At 45.8% G+C, this 13,779-nt stretch carries 7 protein-coding genes, 2 rRNA genes and 1 pseudogene (1 of these 10 running past the window's edge); 6 read left to right on the top strand and 4 right to left on the bottom strand.

Annotation, left to right across the window (positions count from 1 at the left end):
- Together AACU25_RS22540 and AACU25_RS22535 are read right to left on the bottom strand one after the other, a co-directional pair.
- A 23S ribosomal RNA gene (locus tag AACU25_RS22540) occupies positions 1 to 801 on the bottom strand (it extends 2,022 nt beyond the left edge of the window).
- A 296-nt stretch (positions 802 to 1,097) separates the two neighbouring features.
- Positions 1,098 to 2,586: ribosomal RNA gene (locus AACU25_RS22535) — 16S ribosomal RNA — on the bottom strand.
- The 16S and 23S rRNA genes sit together here, the layout of an rRNA operon.
- 311 nt (positions 2,587 to 2,897) lie before the next feature.
- Here AACU25_RS22535 and nadC point away from each other — a divergent pair.
- The 4 genes and pseudogenes from nadC to xisF all read left to right on the top strand — a co-directional run bounded on the left by nadC (position 2,898) and on the right by xisF (position 8,217).
- Positions 2,898 to 3,767: a carboxylating nicotinate-nucleotide diphosphorylase gene (gene nadC, locus AACU25_RS22530; protein WP_096579462.1), complete on the top strand. Its 870-nt coding sequence runs from the start codon at positions 2,898 to 2,900 to the stop codon at positions 3,765 to 3,767.
- Between the two features lie 28 nt (positions 3,768 to 3,795).
- Positions 3,796 to 5,793, top strand: coding sequence for an ankyrin repeat domain-containing protein (locus AACU25_RS22525; protein WP_096579460.1), 1,998 nt, complete (start codon positions 3,796 to 3,798; stop codon positions 5,791 to 5,793).
- A 397-nt stretch (positions 5,794 to 6,190) separates the two neighbouring features.
- Positions 6,191 to 6,583: pseudogene (locus tag AACU25_RS22520) on the top strand (oxygen-binding di-iron domain-containing protein); the annotation flags it as partial.
- Positions 6,584 to 6,627: 44 nt separating this feature from the next.
- Complete coding sequence (gene xisF, locus AACU25_RS22515) at positions 6,628 to 8,217, top strand: fdxN element excision recombinase XisF (protein ID WP_096579458.1); 1,590 nt, start codon at positions 6,628 to 6,630, stop codon at positions 8,215 to 8,217.
- A gap of 229 nt (positions 8,218 to 8,446) precedes the next feature.
- Here xisF and AACU25_RS22510 read toward each other — a convergent pair whose 3' ends face one another.
- Positions 8,447 to 11,242: a DUF3854 domain-containing protein gene (locus tag AACU25_RS22510; protein ID WP_096579456.1), complete on the bottom strand. Its 2,796-nt coding sequence runs from the start codon at positions 11,240 to 11,242 to the stop codon at positions 8,447 to 8,449.
- Between the two features lie 521 nt (positions 11,243 to 11,763).
- Positions 11,764 to 12,096 (bottom strand): hypothetical protein, encoded by a 333-nt coding sequence (locus AACU25_RS22505; RefSeq protein WP_096579454.1) that lies wholly within the window; start codon positions 12,094 to 12,096, stop codon positions 11,764 to 11,766.
- 1,057 nt (positions 12,097 to 13,153) lie between these two features.
- Between AACU25_RS22505 and AACU25_RS22500 the strand changes: the two genes are divergently transcribed.
- Both AACU25_RS22500 and AACU25_RS22495 read left to right on the top strand, forming a co-directional pair.
- Entirely contained in the window at positions 13,154 to 13,636 is a 483-nt protein-coding gene (locus AACU25_RS22500) for a hypothetical protein (RefSeq protein WP_190445830.1), read from the top strand.
- On the top strand, positions 13,626 to 13,769 hold the full coding sequence (locus tag AACU25_RS22495; RefSeq protein WP_190445840.1) for a hypothetical protein: 144 nt from the start codon (positions 13,626 to 13,628) through the stop codon (positions 13,767 to 13,769). The genes AACU25_RS22500 and AACU25_RS22495 overlap by 11 nt, the downstream gene beginning before the upstream one ends.
- Positions 13,770 to 13,779: the final 10 nt, after the last annotated feature.

Here is a 13,779-nt window from a genome sequence, read left to right as displayed (position 1 = left end):
ACCCCTAACCACACCTCATCCGCCGATTTTTCAACATCGGTCGGTTCGGACCTCCACTTGGTGTTACCCAAGCTTCATCCTGGACATGGTTAGATCACCAGGGTTCGGGTCTATAAACACTGATTATCGCCCTCTTCAGACTCGCTTTCGCTTTGGCTCCAGCATTCTCGCTTTAACCTACCAGTGCCTATAAGTCGCCGGCTCATTCTTCAACAGGCACGCGGTCATCCGTTTAATCGGACTCCCACTGCTTGTAAGCTGATGGTTTCATGTTCTATTTCACTCCCCTTCCGGGGTTCTTTTCACCTTTCCCTCGCGGTACTGGTTCACTATCGGTCACACAGTAGTATTTAGCCTTACGAGGTGGTCCTCGCTGATTCACATGGGATTCCTCGTGCCCCATGCTACTCGGGATTCAGCTCCTATCCTTGAGTTTTTGACTACAGGACTTTCACCTTCTTTGGTGCAGTATTTAGCTGCTTCGTCTAACCGCTAGATTCGTTCTCGCTGTCCCACTACCCCAGAAGGTAAACCCTCTGGTTTAGGCTCTTCCCCTTTCGCTCACCACTACTTAGGGAATCTCTAATTTGATTTCTCTTCCTCCAGCTACTAAGATGTTTCAATTCGCTGGGTTGGCTCTTTCCTGCCTATATATTCAGCAGGTAGTATTTAGGGTTCCCCCATTCGGATATCTCCGGCTCACAGTCTGCTTCCAACTCCCCGGAGCATTTCGTCGGTAACCACGTCCTTCTTCGCCTCTGTGTGCCTAGGTATCCACCATCAGCCCTTATTAGCTTGACCACTATTCCATTGGTTTTCCAACTTGCATTCACCAACACTATTCGTGCCTGTGTCTGCCTGCTTTCTATCGCGTTACTATGCAGTTTTCAAGGTTCTGGCTGGAATTATTCCAGCAGTTTGACTATTTAAACAAAGAGTCAATTGCTGATTTTACCTTTTGATGTTTGCAATCATTTTTATTTACCGAACACACAATACTTTGAAAGTTCTTCATCAATCTCGACCGACCTAGAGTAGACCATCTTTGTCTCTATTCACTGTTTGCTTTCGATTTCAAAGTTGGGTAGGTCTCCCTAAAAGGAGGTGATCCAGCCACACCTTCCGGTACGGCTACCTTGTTACGACTTCACCCCAGTCACCAGCACTGCCTTCGGCATCCTCCCCCACGAATGGTTGGAGTAATGACTTCGGGCGTTGCCAGCTTCCATGGTGTGACGGGCGGTGTGTACAAGGCCCGGGAACGAATTCACTGCAGTATGCTGACCTGCAATTACTAGCGATTCCTCCTTCACGCAGGCGAGTTGCAGCCTGCGATCTGAACTGAGCCACGGTTTATGAGATTTGCTTGCTATCGCTAGCTCGCTGCCCTTTGTCCGTAGCATTGTAGTACGTGTGTAGCCCAAGACGTAAGGGGCATGCTGACTTGACGTCATCCCCACCTTCCTCCGGTTTGTCACCGGCAGTCTCTCTAGAGTGCCCAACTTAATGCTGGCAACTAAAAACGAGGGTTGCGCTCGTTGCGGGACTTAACCCAACATCTCACGACACGAGCTGACGACAGCCATGCACCACCTGTGTTCGCGCTCCCGAAGGCACCCCTCCCTTTCCAGAGGGTTCGCGACATGTCAAGTCTTGGTAAGGTTCTTCGCGTTGCATCGAATTAAACCACATACTCCACCGCTTGTGCGGGCCCCCGTCAATTCCTTTGAGTTTCACACTTGCGTGCGTACTCCCCAGGCGGGATACTTAACGCGTTAGCTCCGGCACGGCTCGGGTCGATACAAGCCACGCCTAGTATCCATCGTTTACGGCTAGGACTACTGGGGTATCTAATCCCATTCGCTCCCCTAGCTTTCGTCCCTCAGTGTCAGTTGCGGCCTAGCAGAGCGCTTTCGCCACCGGTGTTCTTCCTGATCTCTACGCATTTCACCGCTACACCAGGAATTCCCTCTGCCCCGAACGCACTCTAGCTATGTAGTTTCCACTGCTCTTATGAGGTTGAGCCTCACTCTTTAACAGCAGACTTACATAGCCACCTGCGGACGCTTTACGCCCAATCATTCCGGATAACGCTTGCATCCTCCGTATTACCGCGGCTGCTGGCACGGAGTTAGCCGATGCTTATTCCTCAGGTACCGTCATTTTTTTCTTCCCTGAGAAAAGAGGTTTACAACCCAAGAGCCTTCCTCCCTCACGCGGTATTGCTCCGTCAGGCTTTCGCCCATTGCGGAAAATTCCCCACTGCTGCCTCCCGTAGGAGTCTGGGCCGTGTCTCAGTCCCAGTGTGGCTGATCATCCTCTCAGACCAGCTACTGATCGTCGCCTAGGTGCGCTCTTACCACACCTACTAGCTAATCAGACGCGAGCTCATCTTCAGGCAATAAATCTTTCACCTTTCGGCACATCCGGTATTAGCCACCGTTTCCAGTGGTTGTCCCCGACCTGAAGCTAGATTCTCACGCGTTACTCACCCGTCCGCCACTATCTCCGAAGAGACCGTTCGACTTGCATGTGTTAAGCATACCGCCAGCGTTCATCCTGAGCCAGGATCAAACTCTCCATTTTGTAGATAAAGTTCGTTTAGCTCTTATTCGACTGATTTATACCTCAGTCTGGTAATTCTCTTTACTGACGCAGGGTATATGTTATATACTGGCTTTCAAACTATATGATTTTCAAGGTTCGGTGTCCCTACCAGCGCCGCTTTTCGCGCTCCGCTCTCAGGCACTTATCTAATATATCGAGCCTCCTTTGGTTTGTCAACTTTTTTTGGAAAAAATTTTTTTTCGTCGGGGTTTTCATCTATTGTAATCCCTATACAGCAAGGGTTTTAAGCTATAGTATTCCTTGGAAGTTGAGAAGGAAGCAATAAAGTTGTGAGCAAGTTTGGTGTTTTGCCACCTTGGCTGGTTTTAGATCCTCTGTTGCATGGCTGGTTGTTGGAGGATATTGGTCGAGGCGATCGCACAACGAACAGCCTATTAGCTAAGGATGTCACGCCAGGAACCGCTAAATGGATAGCGAAAGCTCCAGGAATTATTGCAGGGTTACCTGTTGCAGCTAGGGTATTTCAGCTTTTAAATGAGAAAGTTAGCTTTGCGCCGATGAAAGATGAAGGTGCATGGTGCGAACCAGGAGAAGTAGTAGCGGAAATTCATGGTTCGTTGGATGCGCTGCTGATGGGGGAAAGAGTTGCTCTTAACTTAGCTATGCGTTTGAGCGGGATTGCAACTCTCACTAATAAATATGTAGAGCAAATTGCGGATTTACCTGCTCAGTTAGTGGATACGCGCAAAACCATACCAGGGCTGAGGTTGTTGGAAAAATATGCAACGGCTGTGGGAGGAGCGATTAATCATCGCATGGGGCTGGATGATGCGGTAATGATTAAGGATAATCACATTGCGGCGGCTGGGGGAATTGGCGCAGCAATTACACGCATCCGTTCGCAGATTCCTTATCCGCTGACAATAGAGGTAGAGACGGAAACTTTAGAGCAGGTGAAAGAAGCGCTAGAGCATAAAGCTGACATTATTATGTTGGATAATATGTCTTTAGACATGATGTCTGTTGCGGTGAAGTTGATTCGCAAAGAATATAGTTACATAAAAATTGAAGCTTCAGGTAATGTGACTTTGGAAACGATTCGGGCTGTGGCACAGACTGGTGTTGATTATATTTCTAGTAGCGCACCGATTACACAGTCTAAGTGGTTGGATTTGAGTATGAAAATTCCACTCAAATAAACAACAATAGTCGCATTTGGTTAAGATTATGGCGTTTGTGGATGAAATTACACCTGAACAAAAATCTTTAATGCCAAGTTACCGGGACAAGTGGTATGACATAGCATTTTCGACAAATAGAATTAACCCCCAAGAGGCTATTGAAGCAGTTCAATCTGTCTATGAATTGCTAAAATTACCAACCCCAAAAATTCAATTATTTGATAGTTTATATGCAGCAGCGATAGCAGCAAAACCACTATATGAACATCCTTACTTTACTGAAGATGGTTTAGCACACGCAACGAAATTAATAGGCAAGCTGCACGAGAAATTGTATATAAATAACGAAAATGTTATTGGTCATTGGGATGAATTTATTAATTCTCAATTGCGCGTAGATGGAAATTCGGAATTAGACAGGCAGTTATCAGAAAGTTTAAAGGATTTCTTTTTAGAAGGTAAATCGCAATTATTTTCATCTAGCTATGACTTTTATTGGTTTGTGCCACTCCACTCGTATGCTTGTAAAGGTGGATTCTTCGATTTTCATTTTTCTGTGGTAAGTCATAGGCTATTTCAGCCTTATGATGAATTTGCCTGGGATGTATTTCAAAAACTGGTTAAATCTTGTGGTTGGATTATTCCTTTTGAAACAGTCTGTTTAGTTTGCGATCACCCGACTCAGTTCTTGTTTAATTCAGAAAATCTCCTTCATGCAGAAGGAGAAGCATCGGTTAAATTTATTGATGGTAATGGGCTTTATTCTTATCACGGTGTAACGCTGCCAATGGAATATGGGCAAATCCAACCTCATCAATGGCAACCACTGTGGTTATTAGAAGAAACGGATACAGAACTAAAACAAATTCTAGTTCGAGCTATTACTAGAAAATCTGATAAATATGAAATTCGCTATTTTCAAGAAGCTTTAGAAATGGCTGCCCGCTTGGGAAGGCTGAATATTGTACAACAAATATTAGCAATCCAAAAGTTTGATGGGCATTCTCTATCTAATGCTCTTGCTCATGGAGTCTGGAGTAAAGATATCAAAATTGTAGAGGTTTTGATTGCGGCTGGTGCTTACTTAAATCTCCGCACAGATTGGGGAACACCTTTGATTGCTGCTGCTAGAGCAGATGAAGTCAGGATTGTTCGTTACTTGGTAGAAGCTGGTGCAGATCCAAATTTGTGGATTGACTATGATGGATACATGAGTCCGCTGTCAGTAGCAGTCTATGAAGGATATCAGGAAATTTGTGATTATCTGCTTCCTTTAATTACAGATTTGGAAGAAATTGAATATGCCGAACGAGAATTACCAAAAGCGGTTATTCGCAAACAGCGACGAGAAAATAAATCCTTACAAAAATTCTTCGATGCTGTTATGGAGGGTGACACAACTACAGTGCGTCAGTTAGTCGCACAAGGTTTAGATATAAATTCTTTAAATGAAGATGGTAGTACTGCTGTCCATTGTGCTGTTGTTGGTGGCAATGTAAAAATGATCGAATTGCTGGCAGAATTAGGAGTTGATTTAAATCGACTCAATGAAGATGGAAAAACACCCTTGATGTCAGCAATTGGCATGTATGCTTTTCAAGCTAGGGCATTGCGGGCACTGATTCGTGCTGGTGCTGACATCAACTATAAAGACCAGGAAGGATATACAGTTTTAAATTATGTGGTTTTAGATTCAGTTATTCCACAAGTTTTTACAAAAATACTCTGGAAAGCTGGCGCTCAATATGGTTGTTGGAAAGGAACAGAAATTCATCTGGCAGCCGAGATTGGTAATATTAGGTTAATTAATCTTTTAGTATCTTCTGGGATAGATGTTAATCAGTTTGCTACAGATGGGTTAACTCCATTAATGAAAGCTGTTCTACGCTCTAAAGCTTGGGCAATGCGAACTTTGATTCGCTCTGGTGCGAATGTGAATATGAGAACCGAAAATGGTGAAACAGCTTTATATTTTGCTGAATACACAGGGCAGAAACATCCAGTAATTAAGAATATTTTGCTACAAGCTGGTGCGATTTACTAAAAAGCAAAAATTATCCTATAAGCAAGATTAGCTATTAATTGTGAAGTTAATTGTGTATGAATACTAAGTAATAACAAGCATAAAATCTAAAAGCTAGATACATCGGTATAAAACTTTATGCTTTTTGTTACGAAATGATTTTCAAAATGCAAATGATATGTATGATAAGTTTGGGATTTTAAATTAAGTCAATAAATATCAATATTTAATACTTTATACCTGAAAAATTATGAGATTTTTAGTATATTTTTGTAGTCAAAAAATATGCTGAAAAAGAGCAACAATTGCTACAACTCGATTTTTATAAAAACTAATCTGCATTACAACGCAAAGGGACACTTATAGGGAGAATGGGTGCAGACAGAAATATTGTTGTTTTGCGCTCGGAGACGAATTAATGGTAGCGATCGCAGAGAACGTTCAGCATCGGCTAACTATACAAACTGTAGAAATTGCCCCTAACACCACGGCGATTCGCTCTCTTGACTGGGATCGCGATCGCTTCGATATCGAATTCGGACTGCAAAATGGAACGACTTACAATTCCTATTTAATTAGGGGTGAGCAAACAGTTTTGGTTGATACTTCTCACCAGAAGTTTCGAGAACTGTATTTAGAAACGCTGAAAAGTCTGGTCAACCCCAAGACTATTGATTACATTATTGTCAGCCACACTGAGCCAGACCATAGCGGTTTGGTGGAGGATGTGCTGCAGTTAGCTCCAAGAGCTACTGTTTTAGCTTCTAAAATTGCGCTCCAATTTTTAGAAGGTTTGGTACAAGCTACGTTTATAGTGTAAAGTAAGTTTTGTAGTCGAGACAAAGATTACTTTGTATGGATGCTGCGGATTTTGAGTCGTGGGGGTATGCGAGAGTATCGACTGATGAGCAAGCGCAGGACAAGGATGCGCTTCTCAAACAAATGCAACGGTTAAGAGATACTGGGGTAAGTAAAATTTTTTTCGATATTGATAAACGTACCAAGCATGACCGTAAGGGTCTGTTGAAATTAATTAAAGCCGTTCAAGAACTCCCCGCTCACCACAAGGTCAAATTCTTAACATTTACCCGCATCGATCGAGTTGCCGCATCACAAGTAATCTTTTACAAACTTATCAGTGAACTTCAAAAGAAAAAAATAAAACCAATTGCCTTAGATGATCCCTTCGACTTAGATTCAGTGGGGGGAGAATTAACAGTTGATATTCGGTTAGATGTCGCCAAGCATGAAGTGAAAATGCTCGGCTTACGAATTCGTAAAGAGCGTGAACTCCGGCGCAAAGAAAAGAAAAGTAATTTTTATGCGCCGTTTGGGTACAAAGTGAAGGCAGACAAATATGTGTTTAATAATGACCCGTGCATTTGTCTGCTTGAGACCAAGCAAGAGTTATCGGTGGTGGAAGTAGGGCAACTTGTATTGAAAACTTTTTATCAGGTTGGGAGCTGCACCCAAACCGCAAAAAGCTTAAATGAATTATTTGGTATCACGTCAAAATGTGCAGACAAATATGTCAAAAAATCCGGTCACTACTCAATTGATGAAGATGATTCGCTGACCCAAAAAACAATCAAGAAAAAAATAGATGAAAAGTCTTATGCGGGGCTGCGTTACCCCTACTCAGGGCTAAGATGGACGGCTACGGGCATTCGGGATTGGTTAACGAATCCTGTGCTGGCTGGCGGTACTCCTTATGGCACGCTGAACGAAAATGGGAGTAAAAAGTCATTCGATGACATTGGCGTGTTTTGGAACACCCACGACGACCAAACATTAATTACCTTTCAACAACACCAAGAAATTAAAGCTATTATTCGCGGTAATCGCAAAAATTCGTGGGCATCACATGGGAACAGCGATCCACAAAAACTAAATATTTTCCAAGGGCTAATAGTCTGTGCACAATGCCATGCCAGATTCGTCAAGGTGGCAACCTATCAAAGCAGAAGAGATAACAGATTCAAATCATATTACCAATGCACCTACTATTTAAAAAATGGGATGTGCCAGCATAAAACGGCAATCACCAATTTTGAGTTGGAAGACCAAATCGTTGACTTTCTTGTCAAAGAAGCTGAACGCATTGCGGTGCTGGGGGAACAACCCAGCACGCCCACCACAGACAGTAAAGAATTACTGGAGTTGCGATCGCAACTGCAAACGCTGGAATCTATTCCTGGTCATAACCCTGCGATTGAGACAGCCAAAGAGGAGCTACGCCTGCAAATTATTGAGCTGCTTGATAGTGACGAAAGAACCAGCCACGCGCAGCTGTTCAGCCGAGAACGGATTATCGCTGCCTTCCGCAACAAGGATTTTTGGAAAGGGATACAAAACCCTGTGGACAAAAAACGCCTGCTGCGGGAGTGCATTATGTGCGCGGTGGTGAATGAGGGGAAAGTGGTAGAGGTAAGGCTGCGGGTGTAGCTGACTTCTTTTGTCCTTCAGCTGCTTGTCGTGCTTCATAGTCGCACACTAAGCGTGCAATCATTTCAGCAAGTGACTCAACTCCTTCATGAGAATGATGCATAGTATTCAAGGATTGATTGCTATATAACGATAAATGGCGGCCACAAGAGGTGCAGTAGCGTAAGACGCGATTACACGGTATGAAACGTTTCTGCGTAGTCCAAAAATTGTGTGTTGATGGTGTGGATCATCTGCGAGGCTGTAGCCAATCCTCCCGTGCCACGGTGTAGGTGCGTTCTCTCCACTCGCCTCGTTTCTTAAAATTAGCCTTCACTACTACTTTTACAAAAAACCCAGACTCAAAGACTATCTCCTGAAGCACCCCGTTACGCCAGCCTTGCACTTCCTCATGCTGAAACCGTATCCGTGTGCCAGTAGTAAGTTCACGGAGCCAGGAAGAAGAACACGGTGGGGTAGTCGTAGGCGTAGGTGACACCTCACATGGTGAAAGGTCGTCACTCGCCATAACGCCTACGGCATCAAGGGTTGAGGCTTCATCATGACAACTATGACGACCTTCTCCTATTGTTTCTTGAGAATCTAGTGGAATGGCACTGTCTTCTGTAGGCGACTCTTGAAAGATGCTACCTACGTCTTGTTCAATATTGTCTGATATTTTTTCTTGAAAAAGGTCGTCATGGTCGTCACTCTCCTTACCAGATAAGGGTTTTAGGTCGTCACTGAAGCTGTCACTGGGGTTGTCAGGAAACGGCAGTAGGGTGTCATACAGTCGTGGCTCCCCTTCACGTCGTAGGCGAATGCCGTAAAAGCCACGGCGGGTGCTGCTGCGAATGCGGCGGACAAACTTTTTCCCTAACACCTTCTGGCACATCTCTTCTAGCTCAGGGGCAAAGTTATTGAGGCTTTTGCCTTGTAGTCCTGTCTTGCGGCAGAAATGGTGGTAGGAGCCAAAAAGCGTACTGCTCTGGGGGTCATAGGGAGGCGTTGACCACTCATCCTTGTTATTGCCTCCTTGAGTAAACGCCCCCTCTTCAAAGACAAGACACTCATCAATCCAGGCAGCGATAGAATCTTGGCGTTGTGCCATCTCCCAAAATGCAGCGGTGACTTCTCCGCTACTGGGACGATCATCACGAAGCACCTGGTTAATGCGATCGTTGGAGATGCTTAACAGGTAGCGAGTAAACGCCGCAAGTTCTGGGGCAAAGAGCGCGTCAAGATTTTTCTCGTGGGTTGGCTGGTGGATACAGTTGACGACTAAGGCACGGCGCTTCATCCAGCTTCCAGCCCCCAACAATGCTGGCGCATTGGCGGTAATTAAGGCTAATCCTTTAAAGATAAAGTTAAACCCGTCTTTATAGAGCCGCTTGGCAGTCAGCTCATCTTGCCCCGTTAAGTTCTTAAAAAACTGTAAGCCACTGGTCACCTTATCTTGGTCAGCAAAGACGGCTAATTTTTTATTGATGAGCCGTGCACAATCATTTTTATCAGCGAGCTGCTCAATCTTTCCAGCCCAGGTGTTACGCTCGCCTAAGACCTGCTGTAATAGACGCGTGTAGGTGCCTTTGCCACTGCCGCCTGTGCCGACCATGTACAAAAACTTCTGTAAATCGTAGCGCCCCCGCACTACTGCTGCTGCAAAGCAGAGCAGTAACTCTTGATCTGTAGGGTGGGGCCACCCCTCTTTGAGCCACGCTCGAATTTCCCCCCAATCAGCAACCAGTGGCGTATGGTACTTTCGTGGTAAACACCACGTGAGCCGATTCTCTGGCGAGTGTGGTGCAAAATCTCCTGTAGCAATTACGACAATACCATCGACAAAGGGCAGTATTCCTTCGCGCTCATCCCAGTCAAAAGTGACTAGCTCTCGGCTTAAGAATTTACGAATGTTGACAATATAGGCATCACTGCCATAGCCCCTAATACCGCGCCCTTGCAGGAGACGCTGAATCTGTGTGTCAATGTAGTGGTCATTGACGACACTCCATACACCTTTTTGGTGTAGCTCATACCACATCCAGGTTTTATGCGCGTCATTCCACAAGAGCTTTCCCGTATAGTCTTCGGCAATCGAAGTAGCAAAGATGTCTGGTTTAGGAATGCGTGTGGCTTTTTCAGCGTAGGGATTGGTAAATGCGTGCTCAAGGCGTTGCAACGCCTTCTGATACATCGCATCAAAAAATGCAGTACCACCGCCAACGATAACATCATCAATGCCTTTTCCTTCAGTGGCTGTCCATACAATATCGTCTACGAGGCAGTGCACGTCGTGTAATGCACTGGTTAACCGCCGCTTTCCAAGGGCAACGGCTTTCATGGCACTTGGTTTTTGATCGCGGTCAAAGGCAAAGAGCCATTGACTTTTCTCAAAGGCAAAAGCGTGAATATCTGATTTAAGGTAGGGAGCTACACGCTTACCGTAACGAGACGTACTTACCCCACAGGTACAGCCATATAAGGCAAGGGTAAGATACCCTTCTGAGAGCGCCGCTAAACTTTTTTTGGCTCCTTCGGTGAGCAGTCGGGGAATGGGGGCAGAGCGTGCCCACTCCCAAAAGCTTCCCTCAAGCGGCACCTCAACCCCATAGCGATCGCTTATCTTCTGCCGAATTGCGGAAGGGATAGGAGGTAAAAACAAGCGATCGCCGTTTTCCTTAGGCGCACTATAGCGATACGGGCGCTCTTTTTCTTCATCCCAGATGCTCACGATTGCCTGCCACAGCGACCCATCTTCATTACGGAAAAAAGCGGCGTAAAGCGGTGCATTGTCTAAGGAATGCCGAAAGCGGCGAAGCTCCCAGCCTAATTCTTCGTGAATAGGCGTGACAGCATCATGCCCTGCGGTGACCTCAAGTGCTTCATGAAATTCCACACATGCCTCAAAAAGGAGAGGGTCAATCCCGCTTTTTTCACAGCATAGCTCACAAATAAATGCCTTAAATTCGTCAAAGGTAGAGAAGCTCGTAGGTGGTGCAGTGGAATCCACAGACGATGCAACAGACAGGGGCGCATGGGCGGACATGAGAGACTCCTTCCCCGCACACACGAGCACTCTTAAGTAGTAAATGCTATCTTCTTACGAGCCAGAGAAAAAAGGTAACATTCTTGTTCTTTGTCCAGATGGCGCACTATACCGTTGAAAGTAGAAAGTATGGTGAGGAAATGACAAAGAACAGCACGTCGCGTTTTACTCCTTGACTGCTACAATACAAGAAGAAATAGCATACGACCGAGCTAGTACTCGTGTATGCAAGTTTTTGTTCAATGGTTAACTGTAAGTATAACTCCAGAGGGCTTATTCCGATGGAGTTATCTTCGTGTTTAGGGCTAAATATTTCTAAAGTTAGATGGCGTAAGGCGTTCACACCTTAGGAGGAAAGGGTGCTAGCCGCTGCGTGCCCACACGAGGTAAAGCGCTTAAGAAGATTTTTTAAAGTATCAGTAAAGAACAAACACCATCTGCCGTAGGAATGAGTGGGCGGTGAAGTACATGGTGGGGTAAGGCACTACCACCGTGATGAAATGGGTAATGCTTTATGAATGTTATGTCATTGAGGTATCGTGAAACACTTTTGTGCACAGAAGATGTAGAAGTTCTTCTTCAATGTTAGTTGCTTGTGCTACTTCATGTATGTCACTACTTGACGGACGTATGCCATGAGCAAGCATGGACAAAAAATGAGTCGCCGCAAGGACATCGTGATGAGTAGTCACAGATGAGTAGTCCAGACTTCGCTCGTCAAGCCACTCTTGTATTAATTCAGCAGCGATTTCTTCCATTGTGCGTCCTTCGTCAACTGATGCCTTTTTAAATGCGCGGTGAACGTCTTTTGGCACTCGTGTACGAAGATATACTTTTTCTTTTTCTTCTGTCATAGGAGGAAATGCGACTACCTCCCTTTACTATACGTCGCTACTCTACAATACAACGCCACAGAGGTATATATAACTTTTTGTAACGCTCATGCGGACTAGCGGAGCAGTCCGCTATAGTACTTAGTAATAGCAATCGACACTGGCTTATCAAAGGGTAAGCCACCTACAGCCACTTAATACCGTGCAGCACGTTGTTGCAGTGCAACGTTGCAGCAACGGTTGCATCATGGTTTCACGCCTGCAACTCCCCTTTGCAACAGCCATACCCGCGTGTTGTTGCCATGCAACACGCCTCACTCTTTTGTAGTACGATATACATTCTGCACACGGGTTACCGTGTGCCAGTATCGACATGAGCAATTTCATTGACGATGCCGCCGTGGTGCCACCAAAGCGAACGCGCACCACGCGGCCTAAGACACATCTATACTGCGTGATTGATGCGGGGCGCTCCCGTATTAAGTTTCAAGCTAGAACGTCTACACGCTCTACTCCTGTAATGACGCTAGATTCACTGGTCTGCCCTGTTGAGAGTCTTCCCTACGGGGAACGCGGCGCATTTAGTATGGCGCGAACCGTTGATGATCAGCACAATGAGATTGTGGAGCACTGGGTCGTAGGCAGTAGCGCTCGCTTTCAAGGAAAAGATTTTGTCACTATGACCGAGCGAGCAGACCATAAAGTCGCCTATTTTCCGGTGTTAGCACTGGGGGCGATTGCCTCGCTTCCTTATCTAGAGGAGTTTTCTACAGGCACCCATAAAAGTAAGCGCACACTACATATTCATCTCTCAACGCTCTCGCTTGCGTCACCGCGCACGTTACATAGTGCCATTGAGCAGTGCCGCTGGATTGTGGTGGATGGGGTAAAGTATCGTCTCTCGTTTTCGCGGGCAGGCTGCGTAGGCTTTCCAGAAGGCTATGGTGCGGCACTGTTTACCCAGCAGCGCCTACGTGAGGTTGATGTAGCAACACACACGTTTTACACCTTTGATATCGGGTTTGGTACCGCCACCCTCACGGAGTATGACAACCTTGGTAGCCTACCTAAACGCGGCATGTGTAACCCGCATGGCGGTGGTGGGATTGTGACGTTACTGCGAGTCTTTGCCGAGCAGCTTTCTACCGTTGATGCCGCGCGGGTGATGCGTCCCTCACAGATAAAAGACATTCTTGAAACTTCAACCCTTGATGACCAGGGAGGAATTCACGCCTACACCGCAGAGGGGCACGATATTGGTGACGTATTAAGCGTAGCGATAAGGCAGTGGATGAAGGATTCCCCGCTTACCTACGCCCTTGAAACCTTAGCAACTAGCGGGAGGCGACACCCCGTTACACTCTGTGGCGGCGGCTTTGCGATCGCTCCGGTGCGAATGCTCGTAAGAGACTACCTACGCCAGGCAGGAATTCCCAATGAGCATATCTTAATTCCTGAAGATCCAGGAACGATTGCCTTAGCAGAAATGCACCACCTTTTTTCTTCACCACCACCGAAGGACTCGCTTCATGAAGCTCGACACACAACCGATGCGGCTTAATTACAACGTGCCACAACATTTAATTCCTTCAATTCTCTTGATTGCAGAAACACATGGCATCACGCCCGCCTACTGGCTGCGTAAAACCCTAGAGAATGCCGTCAACGCCTACCAGCAAGAACACTCCCGTTAATTGCTTTATC

It is taken from the genome of Tolypothrix tenuis PCC 7101 (genome assembly GCF_963874875.1).
GTDB classification, from domain to species: domain Bacteria; phylum Cyanobacteriota; class Cyanobacteriia; order Cyanobacteriales; family Nostocaceae; genus Aulosira; species Aulosira tenue.
This window is presented reverse-complemented; position numbering and strand designations above follow the sequence as displayed.

What these genes read in the sequence shown, in the direction of transcription:
- AACU25_RS22510 (WP_096579456.1), bottom strand. Translation starts at nt 11,242, where the DNA reads ATGTCCGCCCATGCGCCCCTGTCTGTTGCATCGTCTGTGGATTCCACT.
- AACU25_RS22500 (WP_190445830.1), top strand. Translation starts at nt 13,154, where the DNA reads ATGTGTAACCCGCATGGCGGTGGTGGGATTGTGACGTTACTGCGAGTC.
- AACU25_RS22495 (WP_190445840.1), top strand. Translation starts at nt 13,626, where the DNA reads ATGCGGCTTAATTACAACGTGCCACAACATTTAATTCCTTCAATTCTC.
- AACU25_RS22505 (WP_096579454.1), bottom strand. Translation starts at nt 12,096, where the DNA reads ATGACAGAAGAAAAAGAAAAAGTATATCTTCGTACACGAGTGCCAAAA.
- AACU25_RS22525 (WP_096579460.1), top strand. Translation starts at nt 3,796, where the DNA reads ATGGCGTTTGTGGATGAAATTACACCTGAACAAAAATCTTTAATGCCA.
- xisF (WP_096579458.1), top strand. Translation starts at nt 6,628, where the DNA reads ATGGATGCTGCGGATTTTGAGTCGTGGGGGTATGCGAGAGTATCGACT.